Genomic DNA, 24,857 nt, shown 5'->3' with positions numbered 1-24,857 from the left:
GTCGTCTAAACAGCAAAACCGTGGGCGTGCGTTCTGCACACCCCTTACACCAAACTAATTTAAACACACCTGGCTACGACAAAAACCATCCAACCATTCTAATGAAAACCAAACAACCGCCCTGCTTCCTCCGCCCAAAAGAAAAGACCGCCCGCATTAACCGCGTGCTTCAACTCACCCCTGCTTATTGCGGTAATATTGCCCATCTGATCCGCCTGTACCTAAGGATTTGCCGCAATCCCTATCTGCATCTGCCGCGCGTACGCGCCAACCGAACGCCATGGCATTTTATCGAACTGGACGGTCATTTTTATTTGGATCTGGGACTGGGTTTGCCTGCAGGCCGCAGCGAATGTGACTTTACCCTTCAAACCTGCCAACTCCCCGCTTGTCTGCAGCAGGGCGATGACGAGGCTGAAGGGCATTTCTGCGATATTCTGAAGGCAATGTTAATGATGTTTTACCTGCCCGTTTTTGCGCTCAATCAGTCTCAGTCCTGCGTATGCAACAAAACCGTGTTGCTTCCTGAGACCGCTAAACCTCCACAAAATGATGAACAACGCACCAATCTGATTCAAAATCTATTTTTTAACAGTCATATAATGGATGCCCGCCGCAGGTTGATACAAGACGGGGGGATTCTGTATTTTATATTGGACGAAGCCAATCCCACCAAACGCCGCCCGTTGCGCGAATTGATAGATGAAATAAACATTCAACCTCAAACAAGCGAACCGGAACGGCAAAACATGCAAACCGTTATGGCGTTTTATCGCGAAATGTCCGATTTCCTGCAATCCGGCCTACCGAAACAAATAAACGAAACAACCTAGAACATTAAGGTCGTCTGAAACCATGTATTACGAACTCCACCTTACTTCCACGCCGCAACCTTCCTCCGCCCTTCACCGTTTTCAGACGACCTGTGCCGACTTAGGAGGCAAAGCCGTGCTAATCGAACTGCCCGAGGGCGAGCATCCTCAGCAGCCGATGTTTTCTGCCGTAATACAGTCGGACGATTATCATGCTGTTCGGCAGCATGTACAGATGCTTGCCAACCGGTTCGCTGCACAAGGCTTTACCATCGTTCGTGAAAAAATTGAAATTCCTGCCGACTGCGCCGCCCGTTTTCAGACGACCTATCCAAACGAAAAACCCTGTTATTTCGAATGGCACGGCAAGGTGCGCCATGAGGCTGAAGAATTGCCCGCCCTGCGCGCCTACTGCTCTCGCTGCCATGCCCATCTGTCGCGCAACACTTTACGCCATACGCCTGACCAACGGTTTATTACCGTGCGCCATTCGGGTAATTACACTGAGTTTGTTGAGCGTGTACAAAAGTTGTTAGACGATCTGCCCGATTCAGTATCCCTTATCAAACAGCAATTTGAATATTGCGTGTATGATGGCAATTTGGATTTGGATAAAGGATGGACGCATTGAGAGGAATCCTTCAGGTCGTCTGAATCCCTCGCTCTCCGACGAACAGCGTGCTCAAGCCATGTCCCTGTTTTATAGTGGATTAACTTTAAATCAGGATAAGGCGACGAAGCCGCAGACAGTACAGATAGTACGGCAAGGCGAGGCAACGCCGTACTGATTTAAAGTTAATCCACTATATAACCTTGCTCAAAACGCATCATGAATCCCATTGAACTCTACGCCCTTCAGTATCCCGACCTTTCCGAAACCCGGCTGCTGGAGCTTATCGCCCAAGAAGCATTTATCCGCCGCGCTGCCAGCTTGGATTTTCCCTTTATGCTCAAAGGCAGCCACATCACGCGCCAATATTTTCCCAATCTGCAAATGCGCCTGCCTGCCGATTTGGATTATGTGATGTTGCCGTATAAAGAAGACTACCGTTCTGCCGAAAACAGTCTGAACAAATGGGCGCAAGCCGTAACCACCGCTTATGCCTATGATGGCGTAACGTTCACACCATTCTCCCAAAATCCCTTTTGGCGCAATGTGGATTACGCCATGTCGGACGATTTTCCCACCACCAATACCGATTTGACCTGCACCATCAACGGTCAGCTTGTAGAATTAAGCGTTGATGTATCGTTTAATCTGGATTTGCCTATCGAACCCGATTACTACACCGTATTCAATACAGCGATGGACCAATTTACGCTGCCCTATTCCGTACCGCTCGCCCCGCAAATCGCATGGAAGCTGCATCAAACGCTCATCCGTCCGCGCTTTAAGGATTTGTATGACTTGAGTTATCTCGTTCGACACATTCAAGGCGACACCAATCTGATTGCCCAAATATTAGACATACTTACCGCCGAATGCCGCCGCGACCGCATCCCGCTGGGAAACATACGCCACCTGTTTTCGAGCAATCTGCGTGATATTTTCTGCCATTACGATACACGCCACCCTTATATCAAAAACCTCCGCCAAGACTGGGACTACCAACGTAAAACAGATGAATTTTCTTATACCTGTCCGCAAATACCAGACGATTATCAAACCGTGTTTGAGCAATACGTACAAAGCTTGCGCGATGCGGGGCTGACGTTAGACAATCTTGTCTTGCCGCAATAAAGTTCAGGTCGTCTGAAAATGATTTTTCAGACGACCTCTCAGAAAGGAGCATTATTATGGGAATCCTCATTTTTAGAACCGACAAAACGAAATGGCAGAAAATGCTCATAGCTCTGTTAGGTTTATTTTTCTTAACTACGGCAATAGCCGGAGGAAATATGAATTTTCGTTCAGGTAAAAATGATAGTGATGTTTCAAGATTAGCCCATGCCAAAGCATTGGAAAGTAAATTAATTGGAGAAGAAGGGTCGAAATCCAAGCAAAGCAATAGCTTTGAAAGACTGAATAAAGAAGGAAATAGGGATAAATTTAAAAAGTTATATCATGAATCAGAAAATATTCATGGGAAGATATATGCTTTAATTTGGTTTTTTGATAATGATAAAAATCTGTACGGAAAATATAAGAATGAATTAAACAAAAATGAAGAAGTAATAATTTATCACGCAGATATTATAGTACCTTCCCCTCTGGCTGATGTTTTCCCAATGATTGAATCAGGCTATTTAAAGAAACATATTTTGTATTGAATGATCGGCGAATCATATTTGGGTAAAAATATCTACCCTGCGGATACAAACGGTTCATATACAAAAAGGCAAAAAGGTCGTCTGAATCTAATTTTCAGACGACCTTTTTGCCTTTTTGATCCTATTGAGGCTGCACGTTGAAAGGCATATCGATCTTTTGCCATTGCGCGCTTTCGTAGTCGAGTGCGGCGGCGATTAGAGGGTGTTGTTCGAGCCAGTTTTGGCTGATGCGCAGGATGAAGCCTTTTCCTGTTTCGTCGGCGCGCAGTTGGGTTTGCGGCGGCAGATCCAAAGGCAGGCGGGCGCGGCAGAAAAGTGCGGCGAGGCGCAGGGAGAGGACGGCGTACCAAAGCATTTCGCTGCTGCCGACGATGTCCGCCATTTTTTTCATGTCGCCGCGGTGTCCGATGACCAGTTGCGCGAGTATGGTTTGCTCTTTGCGGGAGAAGCCGGGCATATCGGCGTTTTCGAGGATGTAGGCGGAGTGTTTGTGGTAACCGGTGTGGGCGATGTCGAGTCCGATTTCGTGCAGCCTGCCTGCCCAGCCGAGGTATTGTTGCCATTGGGCAAGGTCTTGGACGGTTACGTTTTTGGCGTGGCACAGGCTGTCCATAAAGGCTTGCGCGGTTTCGGCGACGCGTTTGGCTTGGTTGAGGCTGACGTGGTAGCGGTTTTGGAACTCAGCGGTCGTCTGATCGCGCATGTCTTCGTTCAAACCGCGTCCAATCAGGTCGTAGAATACGCCGTCGCGCAGGGCGGCTTCGGTAACGGTCATTTTGGTGAGTTCGAGTTCTTCAAACGCTGCCATCATGACGGCCAGTCCGCCGGCGAACACTTCCACGCGTTCGGGCTTGAGGCTTTCGAATTTGGCTTTTTTGACGGAACCGGCTTCAATGATGCGGTCGGCGAGGTAGCGCATGCCTTTGTAGGTGATGTCGGCTTCTTGGGGCAGCTCGGCGGCGATGAGGTCGCGGATGGATTTGGCGGAGCCGGATGTGCCGATGGCGAAATCCCAACCTGTACGCTTCATGAGTTTGCTGATGCGCTGGATTTCGTTACGTGCGGCAGAGATGGCGGCTTGGAAGTCTTTGGCGGTGATTTTGTTTTGGAAGAAACGCAGGCTGTAAGTGACGCAGCCTAAGGGCAGGCTTTCGGTAGCGAGCGGCTGGAGGTCGGAGCCGATGACGAATTCGGTCGAGCCGCCGCCGATGTCGATGACGAGCATCTTGTCGCCGTTGGGCGGTAGGGTGTGGACGACGCCGGTGTAAATGAGGCGGGCTTCTTCACGACCTGCGATGATTTCGATGGGGAAGCCCAGTGCGGCTTCGGCTTTGGGTAGGAATTGGGCGATATTTTTTGCTACGCGGAAGGTATTGGTCGCCACAACGCGCACTTGTTCGGGCCTGAACCCGCGCAGCCGTTCGCCGAATTTTGCCAAACAGTCCAAGGCACGCTCTTGGGATGCTTCGTCGAGGTTTTTATGTTCGTCCAAACCGGCGGCAAAACGCACCATTTGTTTGAAGGAATCGATGACTTTCAGTTGTCCGTTGTTATTTTCGCAAACTTGGAGGCGGAAGCTGTTGGAACCTAAATCGACGGATGCCAGGACGTTGGTGGGCGTAGTGGTCATGAAGGGATACCGGTGGATAAACGAAGCTCTAATGTTACTCTGTCCCGCCGTTGATTGACAATATCGCAGATCAACTTTAAACCGCCGCAATATTGCACTGAGTTGATGTATCACTCATTGTCTGTTTCAAGTCAATCCGCTCATCAATGATACACGCCACCTTTGATTCTGCACGGAGATATTCTTATAATACCCGTTTTGCAAACGTCAAAAGGTCGTCTGAAAACAAAAATAGGGTTTTCAGACGACCTTTAAACCGACTAAACGAATGACAGTACACATGAAAACGGAAAACCTGATCCTCACGCCCGAATCCCCGTCCCGCCGCCGCTTTTTACTGGCTGGCGGCGCATTGCTGCTCAGTCCTGCAGCCGCACTCGCCGGCGCGCAACGCGAAGAAACACTTGCCGACGATGTCGCTTCAGTGATGCGCAGCTCCATCAACAATGTCAATCCGCCGCGCCTCGTGTTCGCCGATCCAAACGAAGGCGAACGCTGGCTGGCGGCGATGTCCTCCCGCCTTGCCCGCTACGTTCCCGATGCCGCCGAACGCCGCCGCCTGCTGGTCAACATCCAATACGAAAGCAGCCGCGCGGGGCTGAATACCCAAGTGATTTTAGGGTTGATCGAAGTCGAAAGCGCGTTCCGCCAATACGCCATCAGCGGCGTGGGCGCGCGCGGGCTGATGCAGGTCATGCCGTTTTGGAAAAACTATATCGGCAAACCTTCGCACAACCTGTTCGACATCCGCACCAACCTGCGCTACGGCTGCACCATCCTGCGCCACTACAACAATATCGAAAAAGGCAACATCGTCCGCGCTTTGGCGCGCTTCAACGGCAGCCTGGGCAGCAACAAATACCCCAACGCCGTCTTAGGCGCATGGCGCAACCGCTGGCAATGGGGCTGACCGCGGGGTATAAACGGCTGCGCCCGTGCAAATGCAAACCCTTTTGAATCCTGTATAATCCGCACATCTGATAATTTTAAAATTTCAGACGACCTTAAAATCCTACCGGGTCGTCTGAAAAACCGTTTATGGCAAAAGACACCCGCATCCAAATGTTCCCGCACGAATGGCGTGCCAGCACCACCCTCTCCGGCGTTTACGCTCTGCGTATGTTGGGGATGTTCTTGGTTCTCCCCGTTTTGTCCTTATATGCCGCCTCGTTGCCCGGCGCGGAAAACAACAAAACTTTGGTCGGTCTGGCAATGGGTATCTACGGACTGACGCAGGCTTTGCTGCAACTGCCTTTGGGCATCGCCTCCGATAAATTCGGACGTAAAAAAACCATTTATGTCGGACTGATTGTCTTTGCCGCCGGTAGTTTTCTCGCCGCTGCCGCCAACTCATTGCCCATGCTGGTTGCCGCGCGCGCCATACAAGGGGCGGGCGCAGTCAGCGCCGCAGTGACCGCGTTGCTCGCCGACTTGACCCGAGACGGCGTGCGTACCCGCGCGATGGCGATGATAGGTTTGAGCATAGGTTTGACCTTTTCCGTCAGTCTGGTGGTCGCCCCGATGATTGCCGATATTATCGGCGTTTCCGGATTGTTTATGCTGACCGGTATCCTGACCGTCATCAGCATAGGCGTTGTCGCTTGGATGACTCCTGATCCCGAAGTGTCCAAGCTGCACGAAGACACACAGGCGCAGCCCTCGCGCATGGGCGAAGTCCTCCGCGACCGCCAGCTTCTCAACTTGGATTTCGGCATTTTCGCGCTGCATGCCGCACAAATGGCGTTGTTTACCGCCCTGCCTTTTGCCATGACGCAGCTCGGTTTGGAAAAAATCCAGCATTGGAAAGTCTATCTGCCCTCGACTATTGCAGGGCTGGTGATTATGATCCCCCTCATCATCATCGGCGAAACCCGCAACAAGCTCAAACAAGTCTTCATCCTCGGCATCGCCTGCATCGCAGCGGCGCAAATCGGCTTATTGTTCGGCATGCACTCGATTTGGCTGATTACCGCCTATCTGGTTGTTTACTTCATCGGCTTCAACGTATTGGAAGCCAGCCTGCCGTCCATGGTTTCTAAGATTGCGCCGGCCGATTTGAAAGGCACGGCGATGGGCGTTTACAATACCATGCAGTCCGTCGGGCTGTTTGTGGGCGGCGCAAGCGGCGGATGGCTGTTTCAACAATACGGCTTTGCAGGCGTTTTCACCTTTTGCAGCGTATTGATGCTATTGTGGCTGGTCATCGCCGTACTCGCGCCCGCGCCCAAACCCGTCAAAAACCTCAGCTATCCCGTCAGCCCCGTATGGCAGGAAAAACACGATTCGCTCTACCAAGCATTGTCCCAAGTCGAAGGCGTCGAAAGCATTACCTTCAGCGCAGACAAACAAACCATTTACATCAAGGCGTTGCAAAAAGGATTTGACCAAGAGGCCGCCGAAAACATCATCACAGGAGTTTAAAAAATGTCATTGAACAAAGTCATCCTTATCGGCCGTCTCGGCCGCGACCCCGAAGTCCGCTATATGCCCAACGGCGAAGCCGTCTGCAATTTCAGCGTCGCCACCAGCGAAACATGGAACGACCGCAACGGCCAGCGCGTAGAACGCACCGAGTGGCACAACATCACCATGTACCGCCGTCTCGCCGAAATCGCCGGACAATACCTGAAAAAAGGCAGCCAAGTTTATCTGGAAGGCCGCATCCAAAGCCGTAAATACCAAGGCAAAGACGGCATCGAACGTACCGCATACGACATTATCGCCAATGAAATGAAAATGCTCGGCGGCCGCAACGACAACAGCGGCGGCGCACCTTACGACGACGGCGGTTACAGCCAAGGCGGCTACCAACAACAAGCGCCGCAGCAACAATACCAAGCCGCCCCGCAAAACCAAGAACCCCCTGCCGCCCCCCGCCGCCAAGCTCCCGCCGCACCGGCAGCCCCTGTCGAGGACATCGACGACGATATTCCGTTCTGAGTTACATATAATTAAATATTGTAAAATATAACACAAAAAAATGAGAGAAACCTTATAAAATAAGGTTTCTCTTTTTTACACTTTTATTGACACAGGCGGATTGAGATCTTTGCAAAATTCCCCAAAATCCCCTAAATTCCCACCAAGACATTTAGGGGATTTCTCATGAGCACCTTCTTCCAGCAAACCGCACAAGCCATGATTGCCAAACACATCGACCGCTTCCCACTATTGAAGTTGGATCAGGTGATTGATTGGCAACCGATCGAGCAGTACCTGAATCGTCAAAGAACCCGTTACCTTAGAGAGCACCGCGGCCGTCCCGCCTATCCACTGTTGTCCATGTTCAAAGCCGTCCTGCTCGGACAATGGCACAGCCTCTCCGATCCCGAACTCGAACACAGTCTCATCACCCGCATCGACTTCAACCTGTTTTGCCGTTTTGACGAACTGAGCATCCCCGATTACAGCACCTTATGCCGCTACCGCAACTGGCTGGCGCAAGACGACACCCTGTCCGAATTGCTGGAACTGATTAACCGACAACTGGCCGAAAAAAACCTAAAAGTAGAGAAAGCATCCGCCGCCGTCATTGATGCCACCATTATTCAGACTGCCGGCAGCAAACAGCGTCAGGCCATAGAAGTCGACGAGGAAGGACAAGTCAGCGGCCAAACCACACCGAGTAAGGACAAAGATGCCCGTTGGACAAAGAAAAACGGCCTCTACAAACTCGGTTACAAACAACATACCCGTACCGATGAGGAAGGCTATATCGAGAAACTGCACATCACTCCTGCCAATACCCATGAGTGCAACCATCTGTCCCCTTTGTTGGAAGGCATTGCCGAAGGTACGACCGTCTATGCCGACAAAGGCTACGACAGTGCGGAAAACCGGCAACATCTGAAAGAGCATCAGTTGTTAGACGGCATTATGCGCAAAGCCTGCCGCAACCGTCCGCTGACGGAAGCGCAAACCAAACGTAACCGATATTTGTCGAAGACCCGTTATGTGGTCGAACAAAGCTTCGGTACGCTGCACCGTAAATTCCGCTACGCCCGGGCAGCCTATTTTGGTCTGCTCAAAGTGAGTGCGCAAAGTCATCTGAAAGCGATGTGTTTGAACCTGTTGAAAGCGGCTAACAGGCTAAGTGTGCCTGTTGCCGCCTAAAAGGCGGCCCGGATGCCTTATTATCAGGTATCCGGGGAGGATTAAGGGGGTATTTGGGTAAAATTAGGAGTGATTGGGGGAGAAAACAGCCGAAAACCTGTTTTTGGGTTTCGGTTGTTGGAGGAAAAGAAATTTTGCAAAGGTCTCTGCCTTTTGCGTTGAAGTTTTCCAACCCCCGCCCGATACGCTTTTCGTTATAATCATCCCGATTCCTGTTTATATATATTTCAAAATGTTCAAACGCTTCCCTTTATTTTTCCTCTGTGCCGCACTGTTTTCGGGCTGCGCCACTCATCCCAAGCACACCCCCGCCGCCGTGGAAACCGCCGAAACGCTCGGTCTGCCCGCCAGCTCGCAGCCGCCGATTGCGCCGCAATGGTGGCGTGCGCTCAACGATGCCAAGCTCGACAGCCTGATTGACACCGCCCTCGCGCGTTCGCCCGATTTGGCGGCGGCACAGGCGCGCTTGCGGCAGGCGCAGGCGGGGGCGGATTTGGCGGATTCGCAGCGCGGCGTGAAGATTGGATTGGGGCTGAGCGGCGCACTGCTGCACCGCGACGGCGTAAACGAGCGCGAGAAGCCCGAACTCATCAGCGATTTGGAAAAGCGGCTGCTGGGCGACCACGGCACCAATATCACTTATGAATCGCTGCAACTGCAAGGGCAATGGTCGCCCGATGTGTTCGGCAAATACAAGCACCAGCTGGAAGCTGCGCTGGGGCAGCAACGCGCCGTGGAATACGAAATCGCGCAGACGCGGCTACTGCTGGCGCAGGGCGTGGCGACGTATTACCGCCAATGGCAGTTGCTGCTGGAAACGCGGCAGCGCGTGGCGCAGCGGGCGCAGTTGAACCGCGAGCGCGAGCAGGTGGTGCGCGAACTCATCCGCGCCGGACAGGTCGCGCCGAGCAGGCTCTATGCGGTACAGCAAGGCAACAGCCGTTTTCAGGCTGCCTTGTCGGATTTGGACGGCAACATTGCGCAAATCCGCCACGCGCTTGCCGCCTTGACCGGGCAACCGGCGCAGGCGTTGGACAACTTCGCGCCCAACCCCGCCGCCAACACCCCCGCGCCGCCCGTGTCGCAGCTCACCGCCGATTTGCTCGGCAAACGCCCCGATTTGGCGGCGCAGCGCGAGGCACTGACCGCCCGCCGCCATCTGGTTGCCAGCGCGAAAACCGAGTTTTATCCGAACATTACCATCAAGGCGCTGGCCGGCTTGTCCAATGTGGAAATCGGCAACCTGCCGCATTCGTCGTCGTTTCTCGCCGGACTGCTGCCGAGCGTGAGCCTGCCGCTTTTTACTTCCGGCACGTTGCGGGCGAACCTGTCGCGCAAGGAAGCCGAGTTTGACGAGCAGGCGGCGCGTTACAACAAAAACGTTTACACCGCCCTGCGCGAGGCGGCCGACGCTCTGACGCAATACGAAACCGCTGCCGCAGCCGTGCGCGACCAAACCGAGATGACCGCGCTGGCCCGCAAAAACGCCGCCGCCGCGCAAAGCCGCTACCGCGCGGGGCTGGACAACAAGCTTGACTGGCTCGCCGCGCAGGACGAAACCCTGCAAAACGAAGCGCAACTGGCGCAGGCACAGGCGAAGCTGTTTACCGCGTGGCTGGCGTTAAATACCGCCTTTGGCGGAGGTTTTGCGGCGGACAAATAAGGCAGCCTGAAAACGAGCAACGCGAGTTTCTGCGAAGCTAAAATCCTAAATGTCTTCTGAAACAAAATTTTGCTGTCATTCCCGCGCAGGCGGGAATCTTGGTTGAGCCGCATCAAAAGGCAGCAAAAACCACTGCCGCCGAAACCCGAACAAGATTCCCGCCTGCGCGGGAATGACGAAAGTTTGAGGCAGCCTGAAACGCAAAGGCTACCTGAAAACCAGCAAGCTAGTCGGGCATCCCTACCCGACCTACCCATAAGGACTCCCCATGCCCCTGCAATCCGGCGGCTACACCTTCAAGCCGCATGAAATGCCCTTTATGCCGGGTTCGCCCGCCTCGCCCGAGCATCCGAAAAAGCGGCGGCTCGCGTATCTTGCCATCGGTTTATTACTCGCGCTGTCGTCGGGCTTCCAAAACGGGCTGCTCACCGCCTCGCTGCCGCAACTGCGCGGCGATTTGTCGCTCGATTTGCAGCAGGGCGGCTGGATTCAGGCGGCGTATTTCATGGCTTACGCCTGCATGAGCGTCCTCTTTTTCAAAGTCCGCAAGGCGTATGGCCTGCAACGCTTCGTCCGCATCACCCTGTTCGCCCAGCTTGCCGCCAGCCTACTGCAACTGGTTTATCACCATTACGAAGTGGAACTCATCGCGTGTGTTGCCGCCGCAATCGCCGCCAGCGGCCTGCTGGTGCTGTCGATTTACTACATGATGCAGGGCTTTACCGGCACGAAAAAGCTGGTCGGGCTGGTGTTCGGGCTGGGTCTGATGCAGGTCGGCACGCCGCTGGCGCAGAGCCTCGTGCCGCTGCTGTATGGCGACGGCGACCTCAACGGCGTGTTCGCCCTTCAGGCTACCCTCGCGCTCGCCTGCACCGCCTGCCTGTTCGCCCTGCCGCTGCCGCCCGGCATCACCGTGCGCAAATCGTTCACGCTGACCGACGCGCTCAGCTTTACCCTGTTCGCCTCCGGCATCGCGCTGTTGTGCGCCTTTCTCGTGCAGGGGCGCACGGTGTGGTGGACGACGCAGTGGCTCGGCTGGCTGCTCGCGGGCGGTGTGGGGCTGACGGGGCTGGCGTTGTACATCGAATCGACGCGGCACAAGCCGATGCTGGACTGGCACTGGATGACCGTGCCGCAAATCCTCATCTTCGCCGTGATGGGCGTGATGGCGCGGCTCTTGACCTCGGAGCAGACCGTCGGCGCGGCGGGGCTGATGGGCGCGGTGGGCGTGGGCAGCGCGCAGATGAGCACGTTTTACCTGATTGTTGCGGGCGGAATGCTGGCGGGTGTGGTCGGCAGCCTGATTTTGCTGGATATCAACGACATCCGCCGCCCCGTGATGGTTGCGCTCGCCTGTTTCGCCCTCGGTGCGTGGCTGGAAATCGGCGTGGGCATGCAGACCCGCCCCGCGCAACTTTATTTCAGCCAGTTTATCGTTGCCTTTGCCTCGCTGCTGTTTATGGGGCCGATGATGCTTGAAGGCGCACTGCGCGCGCTGGCGAAAAGCCCCGACCACATGATGAGCTTCTCCGCCGTGTTCGGCCTGTCGCAAACCCTCGGCGGGCTGGCGGGTGCGGCGGCATTCAGCGCGTTTTTAACTTACCGCACCCGCGACCACCTCGCCGCCATCGCGCAAAACCTGACCCTCTCCAACCCCGCGCTCGCCGCCGACATCCAGCGCAACGCCGCCGCCCTCTCCGCCACCCTCTCCGACCCGGTGCTGCTGCAAGGCCGCGCCGTCTCGCAAATCACCGCGCAGGCGGGCAAAGAAGCGTCGGTGGCGGCATACAGCGACCTGTTCGCGCTGCTGGCGGCGATGGCGGCGGTATCGACCCTCGTCGCCGTCGCCCTGTGGCTGTACCGCCGTTATTACAAGATTGATATTCTGGCGGCGGAGAAGGCGAAAGTGTTTGCGGCGTTGGGGAAATAGTGTTTCAGACGGCATTAAAGGCAGCCTGAAAACCACCGCACCAACCCATTAACCGAATCAACAACCCCCAAATCAACGGAAAGCAAAAAATGTCCCAACCCGACACCCCCGAACAACCCGACACCGAATCCCAAAAAACCGCCGTGCCGCAGCCCGAGATGCAGCCTGAAACGTCGTCTGAAACCCCGTCCGAGCCGCAAGAGCCCGCCCAATGGCAGCCTGAAAAACACCGTTTCGGCAGCATCGGCATACTCGCCGCCAGCGCAATCGGCGTGGTGCTTGCCCTGTATGCCTTCCGCCTGCCGCCCTTCGGCATGGGCGAGGTTTACACCAACAACGCCTATGTGCGCGGCAGCGTAACCGCCGTCAGCCCGCGCGTGGGCGGCTATGTGCAGAAAGTGCTGGTGCGCGATTTTGACAACGTAAAAGCAGGGCAGCCGCTGGTGGAAATCGACCCCGCGCCCTACCGCGCCAAAGTCGCCCAAGCCGAAGCTGGGCTGGCGGGGCAGCAGGCGGCGTTGAACAAAACCGCGCAGGACAAAGCCTCCGCCCTCGCCGTCTCCAAAGCCAACCAAGCCGCGATTGACAACGCCCGCGCCCAGCTTGACCGCGCCCGCCGCGAATGGCAGCGCATACAGGCGGTGAGTGCCGATGCCGTGTCGCAAAGCAGCCGCGATGCCGTGCAAACCGCCGTTAAACAAGCCGAAGCGGGCCTGAAACAGGCGCAGGAGCAATACGCCGTGGCGCAGCAGAACATCATCAACACGGGAGTAGGGCGCGAGGGCGCACAGGCGGGCATCGCCAACGCGCAAGCCCTGCTGGACTTGGCAAAACAGGATTTGGGGCATACTGTGATTTACGCGCCCGCCAGCGGCAAACTCGGCGAAGTCAGCGTAAAACAAGGGCAGCTTGTGAGCGCGGGCACGCAGCTGATGTCCGTCGTGCCGCCCGAACGCTGGATCATCGCCAACATCAAAGAAACCGATATGGCCAACGTGAAAATCGGGCAGAGTGCCAGCGTGAGTATCGACGCACTCGGCGGCAAGGCGTTCAGCGGCAAAGTCGCCGAAATCTCGCCCGCCACCGCTTCCGAATTCAGCCTGATTAAAGCCGACAGCGGCACGGGCAACTTCGTCAAAATCGTCCAACGCATCGCCGTAAAAATCGTATTTGACGCAGGGCAACAGGATTTGGAACGCCTCGCGCCGGGGATGTCGGCGGAAGTGAACATTGCTACGAAGTAAGGTAAAAGGTCGTCTGAAAAGTTTTCAGACGGCCTTTCAGACTGCTTTTTTTATTGAAGTAAAGCAAATCGGGCATTATCCGTGCATCAATTGCCCAACCCACTCAACAAAAAGCAGCCTCAAACTCCATTCCCCCATTTTCAGGCTGCCTTGTAAAATTCTATAATTACGCTTTTATGCCAAACCATTTATCTGCGAAAGTCCCACACCCAATTTGACGTTGCCGTCATCGGCGCAGGCCCGTCAGGCTCGGTTGCCTCCGCCCTGCTTAACAAACAGGGCTTCAAAGTATGCGCGCTGGAAAAACAGCATTTTCCGCGCTTTGTGATTGGCGAGAGCCTGCTGCCGCACTGCATGGAAATGCTGGAAGAAGCCGGTTTTGCCGATGCCGTGCGCGCCGAGAAAGGCTTTCAGTTTAAAAACGGCGCAGCGTTCGCATGGCGCATTTCACGCGCATCACCGACAACATCGCCGCCGAAGCCGATTTTGACCGCAACAAAATCCTGATTACCACCCACCCGCAGCACCGCGACGTATGGTTTTGGACAATCCCTTTCGGCGACAACACCTGCTCGCTCGGCGTGGTCGACACACCCGACAAACTGGCGGGCGATTCCGAAGCCGTGTTGAAACAAATAGTGGCAGAATGCCCCAATCTGGTTGAATTTTTTAAACATTCCGAATGGGAAAACGGCTTCCCCTACCGCAGCATCCAAGGCTATTCCGCCAATGTTAAAGCCCTGCACGGCAAACATTTCGCGCTGTTAGGCAACGCCGCCGAGTTTATTGACCCCGTGTTCTCATCGGGCGTAACCATCGCGCTGCATTCCGCCAAACTCGCCGCTGACCTGCTTGCCCGCCAGCTCAAAGGCGAAGCGGCAGACTGGCAGCGCGAGTTCGCCGAGCCGCTGATGGTGGGCGTAAACGCTTTTCGCACCTATGTGGACGGCTGGTACGACAACCGTTTCCAAAACGTGGTGTACGCACCCAACCGCGCGCCCGAAATCAGCCGCATGATTTCCGCCATTCTCGCGGGCTATGCGTGGGATACGGCAAACCCGTTTGTAGAAAAATCGGAACAGCGGCTGAACACGCTGGCGGAACTGGTGGGGGATTTGGCGTTTGAATAGGTGTTGATGTCGTCTGAAAACAGTTGCAGGTCGGGCATTGATGCCCGACAAACACCGACCTGTTTATCTTAAAATGAGACCTTTGCAAAATTCCCCAAAATCCCCTAAATTCCCACCAAGACATTTAGGGGATTTTGGGGAATTTTGCAAAGGTCTCAAAAGGAGAAGAAATATTACAAACAGCTGTTCCGTTAATTGAGCAAATTGATGAGTTATTTTTCGGAAAGTTGGATAACAACGAAGAACAATTTAAGCATTTTCTTGTTAGATTAAACAAAGAATAAGAATATTATTTATGGAGTTGTCAATTTTGATAGCTCCATACTACATTTGAAACTCAAAAATAGAGCATAGCTATAGAACAGAAATTTATTCAAGAGAATTATTTACACCAAAATATAGAAGTCCTCTGTTTTATTTTCAAAAAGTAAAACAGAGAACATAAATGGTTGGCTCTTGAAAGCAATGTGTAAAAATTTTACGTTAATATTGTAAAATATAATGATATAATTACTCTGTTATCGGGTTATTTTTACGTATTTTTAAGAAAGTCATCAATATTTGATTGCAACAAGTTGAAATAATTAGAGTTTTATTTTTTCATTCTTTCCTTATATAGAAACAACCCTTCTAAAACAGAATTGCATAAAAGGTCGTCTGAAAATCGGTTTTCCGGTTTTCAGACGACCTTTTTGTTGTGTCTCGCAAGTTAAACCGGATTGATAGCCTGACAGCCTTCTGTGTTTACGCACAATCGTGAAATATGAATCTTGCGCGTTCTACTTGTTTAAAAACATAGTGGGCAAGTTTAAGCCGGTTCTGTTTTCGGTTTCGTTGCCTTGTCCTGATTTAATCTAAATCTACCCTGTATAATTTGAGGTTGATTCCGAATAGGAAAATACATTTGCACCAAAATTGTTTCAATGGGAAACCATTTAAGCAGAGAGTTTTCAGAATGTTTACTTATGCAGTTGAAGCAAATGAAAGCTACTTGGGTTATCATTGAAAATTACAAAAAGCAGTTGCAGAGCAGCCGGGAAAATTGTCGTGTTTCGCTTTTTGAAGCAGGACAGCAAGTTATACAGTTTCACCGAATACAACAAATGAACATCTTTTTTTATCAGTTTTAACGCGTTATCTAGGATAGTATTTATGAGCAAACAGGTAACCTACAACCAACACCCCGAGCAGCAAGCCCGCGACATCATCGATCAAAAATTGGAGCAGGCAGGCTGGGCGATACAGTCGGTGAAGCACTTTAATCGCAACAGCAGTTTAGGTGTGGCAGTGCGTGAATATCCGACCGACAGCGGTCCGGTAGATTATCTGTTGTTTGTTGATGGCGAGCCGGTTGCTATGATTGAAGCTAAGCCAGAAAATTTTGGACATAAGCTCAATACGGTGGAAGAGCAAAGCGCACGCTATGCCGATAGCGAACTTAATTATATTCAGCAAGCAGAGATTGCCTTTTTATATGAAAGCACGGGCGTAGTAACACGTTTTACCAACCGCAACGACCCTGCCCCGCGTGCCCGTGAAGTATTCAACTTTCACCGCCCCGAGACATTGCAAAAATGGGCAAGTGAAGGCAAAAACACCCTACGCGCCAAACTCAAGGCTATCCCGCTACTTAATCCCAATCATCTATCTGCGTCTGAACTTGGCTTGCGCGATTGCCAATTAACCGCCATTGAAAATATGCAAGATTCTTTGGCAAAAGATTTGCCGCGCGCCTTGATTCAAATGGCCACAGGTGCAGGCAAAACTTATACCGCCATCAGCATTATGTATCGTTTGCTCAAATACACAGGCAAACGCCGCATTTTATTTTTAGTCGACACCGTCAATTTGGGCGAACAGGCCGAGCAGGAAATGTTGGTTTTTACCCCGTCTGACGACAACCGCAAATTTACCGAACTCTACAACGCTCAAGTGATTAAATCGCCGCACATTCCCAACGGCGTAGAAGTCTGCATTTGTACCATTCAGCGCATGTATTCCCTATTAAAAGGGGAAGACCTGTCGATACCGGATGACAGCATGGAATTGGAAGAATGGGAAAACCGCTTAAAAGAACCATTGCCCGTTGCCTATCAACCGGATCTGCCACCCGAATTTTTTGATTTTATCTTTATCGATGAATGCCATCGCTCCATTTACAACCTTTGGCGACAAGTGTTGGATTATTTTGATGCCTATCTGATTGGTTTAACCGCCACACCGGACAACCGCACTTTTGGCTTTTTCAATCAAAATGTCGTCAGCGAATACAGCCACGAGCAAGCCGTTGCCGATGGCGTAAACGTAGGCAATGAAGTCTATCTGATCAATACCAAAATCAGCCTTGATGGCGGCAAATTCAAAGCCGAAGAACTGGTCGAACACCGCGAACGCACCACACGCCGCAAACGCTGGCAGCAGCAAGATAGCGATGAGGCCTATACCGCCAAGCAACTCGACAGGGATGTTGTCAATCCAAGCCAAATCCGCACCATTATCCGTACGTTCCGCGACCATTTGCCCGTAATGTTCCCAAATCGTCAAGAAGTACCCAAAACCTTGATTTTTGCCAAAAACGACAGCCACGCCGACGACATCATCAAAATGGTGCGGGAAGAGTTCGGGCAAGGCAACGAATTTTGCAAAAAAATCACTTACAAAGCCAAAGACGATATTGTGGGTGAAAACGGCGAAATCATTGAACAAGGCGAAGAACCCAAAACCGTCTTAGCGAATTTCCGCAACAGCTACAACCCGCGCATCGCCGTTACCGTCGATATGATTGCCACAGGAACGGATGTCCGCCCACTTGAATGCCTACTGTTTATGCGCGATGTCAAAAGCCGTAACTATTTCGAGCAAATGAAAGGGCGCGGCACACGCACGCTTGATAAAGAAGGCCTGCAAAAAGTCAGCCCTTCCGCATCATCAGCCAAAACCCATTATGTAATTGTCGATGCCATCGGTGTTACAAAATCGCTCAAAACGGCAAGCCAACAATTAGACACCAAGCGTTCGGTCAGCTTTTCCGATTTAGGAAAAGCCGTCGTCTTCGGCGGCGCATTTGATAGCGACAGCATCAGCTCACTGGCGGCACGCCTTGCCCGTTTAAACAAACAGCTTGATGACGAACAACAGAAGCAAATCACCGCCATCACAGGCGGCGTCCCATTACCGCAATTGGTCAAAGACCTGTTTCACGCCATCAATGCCGATGAAATCCATCGGGCAGCTTGCGAGCAAGAAGGCATTTCCATCGATGAGACGCCGTCTGAAAAAACCGTTTTACAGATACAAAAACAGCGCGTCAAAGCCGCCACACGTCCGCTTTCCATGGAACTCTTCACCATATTGGACGACATCCGCAAACAAAACGAGCAGAAAATTGACGCCCAGATTGATGAAGTCATCCACGCAGGCTGGGCAGAAAATGATGAAACCCTGACCCAAGATTTTGCCGAATGGATACGCAGCAACAAAGACGAAATTACCGCCTTGCAGATTTTCTATAATCAGCCTTATCAACGCCAAGCCTTAAGCCTTGCGATGATTAAAGAGCTGGCAGATGCCATCAAAAAAGCCAAACCGAAATTGGCATTCAGCCATATCTGGCAGGCATACGCGCGTTTGGATAACGTCAGCGAACAGGCAGAAAGCGAACTCACCGCCTTAGTCAGCCTTATTCGCCGAGTGATTGGCATTGATGGCAAAATCACCCCATTTAGCAAAACCGTGCGTAAAAACTTCCAAACATGGGCGTTTGAACACAACCGCCGCGCCGACAAACCGCTGACCGAAGAGCAAATGCAATGGCTGACCATGATTCGTGACCACATCATCACTTCCTTTGCCATCGACGAGAACGACTTTGAACTTACCCCGTTCAATCAACACGGCGGCTTAGGGCAAGCCTATGACGTATTGAGCGAAGTCGCCGCCAACGACCAAGACTTTAACACCCTATTAAACGAGATTAACCGACAATGGACAGCATAAAAATGACCACAGAACAGCAATTGCCGAAAGGGTGGAAAATAGAACGATTGGGTGATATTGCTATTACTGAAAAGGGTAAAAAACCAAAAAGCCAATCTAGCGAAAAAACAGATACACATTGCTATCCCTATGTGGATATTGAAGCTTTTGAAAAAGGTGTTATTAAAAGTTATACCGATGGAGTGAAATGTGTTCTGTGTGATGAAGATGACTTCTTAATGGTCTGGGATGGTTCACGCTCTGGATTGGTAGGTAAAGGCATTAAAGGAGCATTAGGTAGTACGCTTGTTCGCATTTCATTGCCAGATATAAACAATCTTTATGCTTATTATTTCTTACTGTCAAAATATAAAGAAATTAATACTCGCGCTAAAGGTTCTGGTACACCACACGTAGATCCCGATTTATTGTGGAATTATGCTTTTCCCATTCCACCGAATCTAGAAACCCAACAAGCCATCGTCAATAAAATCGAAAGCCTGTTTACCGAAATCGACGAAGGCATAGGTCGTCTGAAAACCGCAGCGCAGCAAATCCAACAATACCGCCAATCCCTGCTCAAAAACGCCTTTAACGGCGAACTCACCAAAGAATGGCGCAGCAAGCACGCAGATACCTTGCCGTCTGAAAACGAACTGCTCGCCCAAATTCAGACGACCCGCGAACAACACCACGCCCAACAGCTTGCCGACTGGCAAACAGCCGTCAGCCAATGGGAACAGAATGGAAAAGAAGGGAAAAAACCGAGTAAGCCTAGCTCATTATCGAGTGTAAATATACTCTCTAAAGATAGTGAATTGCCTGAAAATTGGCTATTAACAGAAGCAGAATCTATTTGTGATTTTATTACCAAAGGTACAACTCCTCCTAAGAATGAACTATTTATGAAAAGTGGCGAGGTTCCTTTTTTAAAAGTTTATAATTTAACTAAAAATGGGAAGCTGGATTTCACAATAGAACCTACTTTTGTTTCAAAAGAAACACATAATAATTTCCTAAATCGTTCAAAAGTCTATCCAAATGATATCTTAATGAACATTGTTGGTCCTCCGCTAGGTAAGGTTTCTTTAGTTCCAGATGATTATCCTGAATGGAATATAAACCAAGCAATAGTTATTTATCGTTCAATATTTGTTCATTCTAAATTTTTGGCAAATTATTTATTAGCAGAAAAGACTATAAAACTCATGTCATCTCAAGCTAAAACAACAGCTGGACAACATAATTTAACTTTGGAAATTTGTAGAAATTTGCCGATTCCAGTTTGCTCTCTAGCAGAACAAACCCAAATCGTTGCCATTTTAGAAAGCAAACTCACCGCCTGCGACCAACTCGCCGCCGAACTTGCCAAACAACTCAAACAAGCCGAGCTGCTCAAACAGGTCGTCTTAAAAGCGGCTTTTTCAGGTAGCCTTTTGGATAAATAAATTAAAGAGAAAACGAATATGACCACAACGCAAAACCACACTTCAAATGCTATTGTCCAAAAGGTTTGGAGCTTCTGCCATATGCTGCGCGATGACGGCGTGAGCTACGGCGACTATTTGGAACAGATTACCTATCTGATTTTCTTGAAAATGGCTTTTGAATACAGCCAGCCGCCCTACAAGCGCGATGTCGGCATTCCTGCCAAATACAACTGGCAAAGTCTGACCGACCGCACAGGTGCGGAATTGGAAAGTCATTATCTCGCTTTGTTGCGCGATTTAAGTATGTGCAAAGGCTTGCTTGGCCAAATCTTTGCCAAGGCGCAAAACAAAATCCAAGACCCGGCCAAATTATCCCGTTTGGTGGCAATGATTGATGAAACCAAATGGACGCGCTTGGGCGTGGATGTGAAAGGCGATATTTACGAAGGCATTTTGGAAAAAAATGCCGAAGATACCAAATCAGGCGCGGGACAATACTTTACGCCGCGTGCTTTGATTCAGGCAATTGTCGAATGCGTCCGCCCGCAGGCAGATACCCTGATTGCCGACCCGGCAGCAGGCACCGGCGGCTTTTTATTGGCGGCATACAGCTATTTGGAAAAACATGCCAATCTAAACACCGACCAAAAAGAGCGGTTAAAAAAAGGGACGTTTTTCGGCAATGAAATTGTCGCCAATACCCGCCGTTTGTGTTTGATGAACCTGTTTTTACACGGGATCGGCGAAATGGACGGCGATAGCCCGATTAGCTCCGATGATTCCTTGGTTGCGCCAAGCGCACGCAAAGTAGACTTGGTTTTGGCCAATCCGCCATTCGGTAAAAAAAGCACCATGACCATTACCAATGCCGAGGGTGAAGCTGAAACCGAAGATTTTGTCTATAACCGCCAAGACTTTTGGGCAACCACTTCCAACAAACAAGTCAACTTCTTGCAGCATATTTACACCATGCTCAAAAACAACGGGCGTGCAGCCGTGGTCGTGCCCGATAATGTGCTGTTTGAAGGCGGCGCAGGCGAAACTGTGCGTAAGAAACTATTGCAGATGACCGATTTGCATACGATTTTACGGTTACCAACGGGTATTTTCTACGCCCAAGGCGTGAAAGCAAATGTGTTGTTCTTTGATAACCGCCCCGCACAGGAAAAAGCCGTTACCCAAGAAGTCTGGGTATATGACTACCGCACCAACGTGCATCACACGCTGAAGAAAAAACCGATGCAGTTGGCAGATTTGCAGGATTTCATTACCTGCTATTGCCCCGAAGACCGTTCAAAGCGCGCAGAAACCTATCATGCCGAAAACAATCCCGACGGACGCTGGCGTAAATTTAGTATCGATGAAATCAATCAGCGAGAAAAAACCAGTTTGGATATTTTCTGGCTGAAAGACCATTCTTTAACCGACTTGGACAATCTGCCCGCCCCTGATATTTTGGCCGATGAAATCATTGAAAATATCGAAGCGGCTTTGATGAATTTTCGAAGCGTTGCTGAGCAGTTGGCAGATTAGTTAGACCATCAATGAATAGACTAAGGCAACTGCTGCATCTCATTACACTTCAATGATTTGGTGAATTAGTTTACTAAGCAGTGATAGCATAAAAGGTCGTCTGAAAATCGATTTTCCAGTTTTCAGACGACCTTTTTCGTTACGTTTAAACCGCTAAACAGTATTACCGAAAAGCAATAGCGATACCGAATAAAACCGATTTACTCCTGCCAGATAATCTCGTGTTTAGAACCATAAGTAATCTTTTTAATATCGCGGTCAAGAGCAATTTCTTTATCTAGCTTTCCTGAATATTTTGAACCTGCCAATTTTTGAAATAAAGTAATATTCAGCTCATCATTGTGGGAAGTTGTTTTGATATCTGAAATGCCCATTGCGCTATTGCCTAATAAACCTGTCAAATGAACCTGCCTATAATCCTTAGCTTCATGGACAGTAATTTTGAAATTCCCAATATCATCCAACTTGATTTCGTCATTGGCGAAAAAGCAGCCGGACAATATCAAGCCGGTAATACCCAGCATAGCTACTTTAATTTTCATCGTCATTTTATCCTTCGATAGAAGCATCTTCTAATGTGCCGTCAAAATTGCCATCCATAACAATACGGTATCTCTCAACAAATCTCCATCCTTGAAGCCGACAATACGCTATTTAAAATTCTTTAGAATCATAAATAAAGGTTTGAAGAGGATTTTCAGACGACCTGACCGACGGTTTTACCCCTATTTATCCTGTTTATTGACAAGGCTCCAATGAGAAAAGTTCTTTGATAAGCGCTTTAGACATATAAACCTACAAAGTATGATGTAATACTGTTTCTTACCCATTTGAAGTAAATGTATAGATAATGGGTAACTCTTTTGCTGTATTGCCCTTGTTATTTAGAAAAAACAATAATGATATGGTAAGTTTTATTATGTATAGTGGATTAAATTTAAATCAGGACAAGGCGACGAAGCCGCAGACAGTACAGATAGTACGACAAGGCGAGGCAACGCCGTACTGGTTTAAAGTTAATCTACTATAATTTCAGGTTGTTTATCCATCATCCACCTTATCGTAGGAGCGATTATGCCTCAAATGAAATTTAAATTATGGCTGCCGGTGTTGCTGGCTGCCGTTTTAGCAGCCTGTTCACAATCACATCAAGCAGTTGAAGCACCTGCTGCCACCAATTCAGCCGTACCGAGTCAAAGTGCGCAAGCGGCAGAGAAATTAGGAACAAGCTGGGGCGATGAAGTGGAATCTTCCGTTCATTCCGTAAATTTGCGCCGTGTCAGTCAGGAACCTTTGGCGCAAAGCGTATTAAACTACTCTTCCAAAGATTATCGCGGCCGCAGCGTCAATTCGATTGCTTTAGCTTCAGGCAAAGTGGAATTGTCTGTACGCGGTGACGATGGCAGCCTGCTGCCGATATTCCGTGATAAAGGCAACTACTATCTGCGCGGTACAGACGGACAGGCATACCGTTTGGTCTATCAAAACAACAGCAACAAAACCTTGGAAATCGTAGCCAGCGTTGATGGTTTGGATGTGATTTCAGGCAAATCGGCCAGCAAATACGCCGACGGTTATGTCTTGTATCCTCATGATTCTTTAGAAATCGAAGGTTTCCGCAAAAGCAGCAGCGCGGTGGCGTCGTTTGTCTTCAGCAGCCCCCGCGACTCTTATGCCGCCAACTCGGATAATGGCTCCATCCGCAATACGGGTGTAATCGGCACTGCAATTTTCGAACTGTACGACCCAAACCGCAGCAGAAATGAACCTCAAGCCTTTCCCGCCGATGACGGATACGCCAAACCGCCTACCCGATAAGGCATAAATAATAAAAGCGGTCTGTAAACCAAATAAGGTTTCAGACCGCTTTTTATTTTGCAGTAGCAATGAAAATAAAATAACTTGATAAAGATAAACAAGAAAAATCTGTTCTAAATCGTCCTGAGACAAAAGGTCGTCTGAAAACCGGTTTTACAGATTTTCAGACGACCTTTATGCTTTTGAAGCTCAGTTCAACCTATTTCTTCAAAATATATTTGCGTACAGCGGCATTGTGTTCTTCCAGATTATGGCTGAACTGGCTCAAGCCGGTGCCGTCCATTTTGGAGACGAAATAGAGGTATTTTTCATTCGACGGATGCGCGGCGGCTTCAAGGGCGGCTTTGCTCGGCAGGGCGATGGGGGTCGGGGTTAAGCCGCTGCGGGTGTAGGTGTTATACGGCGTATCGCGCTGGAGGTCGGCTTTGCGGATTTTGCCTTTGTACGCGCTTCCCATGCCGTAAATCACGGTCGGGTCGGTTTGCAGGCGCATGCCGATGTTGAGGCGGTTGACGAATACTGAAGCAACATGGGCGCGGTCGTCTTCGTGGGCGGTTTCTTTTTCAATCAGGCTCGCCATAATGAGCATTTCATACGGATTTTTGTAGGGCAATCCGCTTTGGCGATCTTCCCAAGCATCTTTCAGACGACGTTGCATGGTTTGATAAGCGGTTTGGTAGATTTGCAAATCACTGCTGCCTGCGTCGATTTCATAGCTGTCGGGGAAAAACTGACCTTCGGGATTGCTGCTGAGCGCGTCGGGGGCAATTGCCTGCATGAGTTCCGCATCGCTCCAGCCGCGTGTTTTGTGTTCGATGTCGGGGGTGTTATCGATGATTTTACGCATCGTGGCAAAACGCGAACCTTCGACGATTTGAACGGTAACAGCATCGGGTCTGCCGTTGCGGATTTTCTGCAAAATACCCCAGGCGGAAATGTTGGAAGGAAGGCGGTACGAGCCGGCGTTGAGTTTGTTGTGTGCGCCTATCAGGTAGGCGGCTGCGACCAGCACATGGCGGTTGTAAACGACTCCGTCTTCGGCAAGCGTACGGCTGACGGAAGAGATGCCTTGGTTTTTGGCAATTTTGATGCGGTATGCTTTGCCGTTGTCTTTGGGAACAAACAGCAAGGCGGCGAACACGGCGGCAACGGCAACAAAAAATACCGCAAACCATTTCAACATTTTTTTCAGCATGGTAGGATTTTTGATTTGTGAACGTCGGGCGACAGTATAACCGAAATGCGCACCCCATTCCCGCACACCCGCCCGACGTATGTTTTTTCCGCCTCAGTGGTCGTCTGAAATAA

The 24,857-nt window shown here is 50.5% G+C and carries 18 protein-coding genes and 1 pseudogene; 16 read left to right on the top strand and 3 right to left on the bottom strand.

The annotated features are described in order from the left end of the window. Window positions 1–101 precede the first annotated feature (101 nt). The 4 genes from MON40_RS06105 to MON40_RS06090 all read left to right on the top strand — a co-directional run bounded on the left by MON40_RS06105 (window position 102) and on the right by MON40_RS06090 (window position 3,083). Window positions 102–833 (top strand): hypothetical protein, encoded by a 732-nt coding sequence (locus MON40_RS06105; protein ID WP_003778349.1) that lies wholly within the window; start codon window positions 102–104, stop codon window positions 831–833. A 22-nt stretch (window positions 834–855) separates the two neighbouring features. Continuing rightward, the gene (locus tag MON40_RS06100) at window positions 856–1,443 is read left to right on the top strand and encodes a hypothetical protein (RefSeq protein ID WP_003778347.1); all 588 of its coding nucleotides are present in this window, start codon (window positions 856–858) and stop codon (window positions 1,441–1,443) included. A gap of 198 nt (window positions 1,444–1,641) precedes the next feature. Next, a complete protein-coding gene (locus MON40_RS06095) occupies window positions 1,642–2,553 on the top strand; it encodes a nucleotidyl transferase AbiEii/AbiGii toxin family protein (protein ID WP_003764731.1) in 912 nt (303 codons plus the stop codon). A gap of 56 nt (window positions 2,554–2,609) precedes the next feature. Further along, the gene (locus tag MON40_RS06090) at window positions 2,610–3,083 is read left to right on the top strand and encodes a hypothetical protein (RefSeq protein ID WP_003778344.1); all 474 of its coding nucleotides are present in this window, start codon (window positions 2,610–2,612) and stop codon (window positions 3,081–3,083) included. A gap of 121 nt (window positions 3,084–3,204) precedes the next feature. On the opposite strand, the gene ppx is transcribed toward MON40_RS06090, so the two are convergent. Next, complete coding sequence (ppx, locus tag MON40_RS06085) at window positions 3,205–4,713, bottom strand: exopolyphosphatase (RefSeq protein ID WP_003778342.1); 1,509 nt, start codon at window positions 4,711–4,713, stop codon at window positions 3,205–3,207. 280 nt (window positions 4,714–4,993) lie between these two features. Between ppx and MON40_RS06080 the strand changes: the two genes are divergently transcribed. The 11 genes and pseudogenes from MON40_RS06080 (at window position 4,994) to MON40_RS06030 (ending at window position 21,731) form a co-directional block, all read left to right on the top strand. After that, entirely contained in the window at window positions 4,994–5,623 is a 630-nt protein-coding gene (locus MON40_RS06080; RefSeq protein WP_003756649.1) for a lytic transglycosylase domain-containing protein, read from the top strand. Window positions 5,624–5,751: 128 nt separating this feature from the next. Then, window positions 5,752–7,134, top strand: a complete 1,383-nt coding sequence (locus MON40_RS06075) for an MFS transporter (RefSeq protein ID WP_003778338.1) — start codon at window positions 5,752–5,754, stop codon at window positions 7,132–7,134. Between the two features lie 3 nt (window positions 7,135–7,137). Beyond that, complete coding sequence (locus tag MON40_RS06070; protein WP_003742079.1) at window positions 7,138–7,653, top strand: single-stranded DNA-binding protein; 516 nt, start codon at window positions 7,138–7,140, stop codon at window positions 7,651–7,653. Window positions 7,654–7,818: 165 nt separating this feature from the next. Then, window positions 7,819–8,826 (top strand): IS5 family transposase, encoded by a 1,008-nt coding sequence (locus MON40_RS06065; RefSeq protein WP_242926028.1) that lies wholly within the window; start codon window positions 7,819–7,821, stop codon window positions 8,824–8,826. A 232-nt stretch (window positions 8,827–9,058) separates the two neighbouring features. Then, window positions 9,059–10,489, top strand: a complete 1,431-nt coding sequence (locus MON40_RS06060; RefSeq protein WP_242926027.1) for an efflux transporter outer membrane subunit — start codon at window positions 9,059–9,061, stop codon at window positions 10,487–10,489. Window positions 10,490–10,757: 268 nt separating this feature from the next. After that, window positions 10,758–12,419 (top strand): MFS transporter, encoded by a 1,662-nt coding sequence (locus MON40_RS06055; protein WP_003778333.1) that lies wholly within the window; start codon window positions 10,758–10,760, stop codon window positions 12,417–12,419. 89 nt (window positions 12,420–12,508) lie between these two features. Further along, window positions 12,509–13,663, top strand: a complete 1,155-nt coding sequence (locus tag MON40_RS06050) for an HlyD family secretion protein (RefSeq protein WP_003778331.1) — start codon at window positions 12,509–12,511, stop codon at window positions 13,661–13,663. A 192-nt stretch (window positions 13,664–13,855) separates the two neighbouring features. Beyond that, window positions 13,856–14,793: pseudogene (locus MON40_RS06045) on the top strand (NAD(P)/FAD-dependent oxidoreductase). Window positions 14,794–15,945: 1,152 nt separating this feature from the next. Continuing rightward, complete coding sequence (locus MON40_RS06040; protein WP_039862980.1) at window positions 15,946–18,789, top strand: type I restriction endonuclease subunit R; 2,844 nt, start codon at window positions 15,946–15,948, stop codon at window positions 18,787–18,789. Window positions 18,790–18,791: 2 nt separating this feature from the next. Beyond that, the gene (locus MON40_RS06035) at window positions 18,792–20,216 is read left to right on the top strand and encodes a restriction endonuclease subunit S (RefSeq protein WP_242926026.1); all 1,425 of its coding nucleotides are present in this window, start codon (window positions 18,792–18,794) and stop codon (window positions 20,214–20,216) included. A gap of 18 nt (window positions 20,217–20,234) precedes the next feature. Continuing rightward, on the top strand, window positions 20,235–21,731 hold the full coding sequence (locus MON40_RS06030; protein ID WP_003778323.1) for a class I SAM-dependent DNA methyltransferase: 1,497 nt from the start codon (window positions 20,235–20,237) through the stop codon (window positions 21,729–21,731). A 200-nt stretch (window positions 21,732–21,931) separates the two neighbouring features. On the opposite strand, the gene MON40_RS06025 is transcribed toward MON40_RS06030, so the two are convergent. Then, complete coding sequence (locus MON40_RS06025; protein ID WP_242926025.1) at window positions 21,932–22,273, bottom strand: hypothetical protein; 342 nt, start codon at window positions 22,271–22,273, stop codon at window positions 21,932–21,934. Between the two features lie 532 nt (window positions 22,274–22,805). On the opposite strand from MON40_RS06025, the gene MON40_RS06015 reads away from it, so the two are divergent. Continuing rightward, complete coding sequence (locus tag MON40_RS06015; protein ID WP_003778320.1) at window positions 22,806–23,549, top strand: hypothetical protein; 744 nt, start codon at window positions 22,806–22,808, stop codon at window positions 23,547–23,549. Window positions 23,550–23,748: 199 nt separating this feature from the next. Here MON40_RS06015 and mltG read toward each other — a convergent pair whose 3' ends face one another. Then, the gene (mltG, locus tag MON40_RS06010) at window positions 23,749–24,744 is read right to left on the bottom strand and encodes an endolytic transglycosylase MltG (RefSeq protein WP_003778319.1); all 996 of its coding nucleotides are present in this window, start codon (window positions 24,742–24,744) and stop codon (window positions 23,749–23,751) included. Between the last annotated feature and the right edge of the window lie 113 nt (window positions 24,745–24,857).

The organism is Neisseria macacae ATCC 33926, assembly GCF_022749495.1.
In the GTDB taxonomy this organism is placed as follows: Bacteria; Pseudomonadota; Gammaproteobacteria; order Burkholderiales; family Neisseriaceae; genus Neisseria; species Neisseria macacae.
The sequence above is the reverse complement of the archived record's forward strand: the minus strand, read 5'-3'. Positions and strand labels throughout refer to the sequence as shown.